This window comes from Streptomyces durbertensis (genome assembly GCF_014156695.1).
Lineage (GTDB): Bacteria > Actinomycetota > Actinomycetes > Streptomycetales > Streptomycetaceae > Streptomyces > Streptomyces durbertensis.
Window position 1 is genome coordinate 1 of sequence record NZ_WMLF01000773.1, and the last position, 1,289, is coordinate 1,289.

Here is a 1,289-nt window from a genome sequence, read left to right on the forward strand (position 1 = left end):
CCCGTGCCCCTCACCGCCCTCGTCACCGACCGCGACCGCGCCACCGAGGCCCTGGACACCATCGTGCCCGTCTACGAGCGGGTGTTCGCCGAACCGCCGTACCACGAGGGCCCGGACGACGTATCCGGCTTCGTCGACGGCTACCGGCAAGAGGCACAGCAGGACGGCTTCCGCCTCGCCCTCGCCCACGACGACTCCGGACAGCCTGCGGGCTTCGCCTACGGCTACCCGCTCCAACCCACCACCCGCTGGTGGCACGGCTTCCTCAACGCGGACCTCGCCGACGCGTTCACCCGCGAGGACGGCCACCGCACCTTTGTCATCAAGGAGTTGGCGGTACTCCCCGAGCACCGCCGCACGGGAACCGCCCGCAGCCTCCACACCGGGCTGCTGCACGGCCTCACCGCCGAGCGGGCCACCCTCGCCGTCGTACCGGAGGCCGAACCGGCCGTCCGCCTCTACGCGGCGCTCGGCTACACCAGCGTGGGCCTGTGCCGCCCCTGGGCGGACGCCCCGCTCTTCGACGTCATGGTCCTGCCCCTCCGCTAACGCCCCCGGCCGCGCGGCCTCACGGCAGCGCACCCGCGCCGTCAGCGACTCCACGACCCGCCGCCACCGTCGGCTCACCCCCACTCCCGGCCGCCCTCGGCGAACGCTCGCCGGAACATCTCGGCGGCGACCAGCGCCCCGACCGCGAACGCCAGGTCGGGCTCCGCGACCAGGGCGAGACAGCCTGGCCGACGAACGCACGTCACACGTGGGTGCGAGCCGTGGTGAGGGTGACGTGGAGGGCGCAGGGCACCGTGGCGGCGCCTGCGGGCCGGCGCAGGGCGTCGTGGAAGTCGGCGCGCAGCGCCCTCAGTTCGTCCGGTGACAGGAGCGCCGTCTCGTAGGTGCCGGCGAGGGCGGACCAGACCTGGTCGACGGGGCCGCTCAGGTCGATCCGCACCTGGCGTGAGGCGACGGGATCGAGGCCGGCGGAACGCAGGACGTCCGCCAGGGCGTCGGGGTCCCGGGTGCGGCGGTCGCCGAGCGGCGGGAGGCGGCGGTCCGGGCCGAGCGCGCGGTCGAGGAGCCGGTGGAACACCGCCCACGCCTCCCCGCCGGCGGGCCCGCCGCCGACAGCGCAGACCAGCCGCCCACCGGGGACGAGTACCCGGCCGGCCTCGGCGGCCACCTGCTCGGGATCGTCCATCAGCATCAGCGCCAGATGGGAGACGCAGGCATCGAAGGAGTCGTCGTGGAAGGGGAGTTGCTGGCAGCGGGCTGCCGCGAGTGCGGTATGGGCG

Annotated in this window: 3 protein-coding genes; 1 reads left to right on the plus strand and 2 read right to left on the minus strand. The window is 74.8% G+C overall.

Going from position 1 to position 1,289, the window contains the following annotated elements; all coding sequences use genetic code 11:
- Positions 1 to 549, plus strand: a 549-nt coding sequence (locus GL263_RS26685; RefSeq protein WP_323379574.1) for a GNAT family N-acetyltransferase, incomplete at its 5' end; no start/stop codon positions are given.
- A 74-nt stretch (positions 550 to 623) separates the two neighbouring features.
- Here GL263_RS26685 and GL263_RS28935 read toward each other — a convergent pair.
- The gene (locus GL263_RS28935) at positions 624 to 755 is read right to left on the minus strand and encodes a hypothetical protein (RefSeq protein WP_267132799.1); all 132 of its coding nucleotides are present in this window, start codon (positions 753 to 755) and stop codon (positions 624 to 626) included.
- Positions 752 to 1,289 (minus strand): class I SAM-dependent methyltransferase (locus GL263_RS26690; protein WP_182858303.1); only part of this gene is annotated, 538 nt, incomplete at its 5' end. The genes GL263_RS26690 and GL263_RS28935, both read right to left, overlap by 4 nt.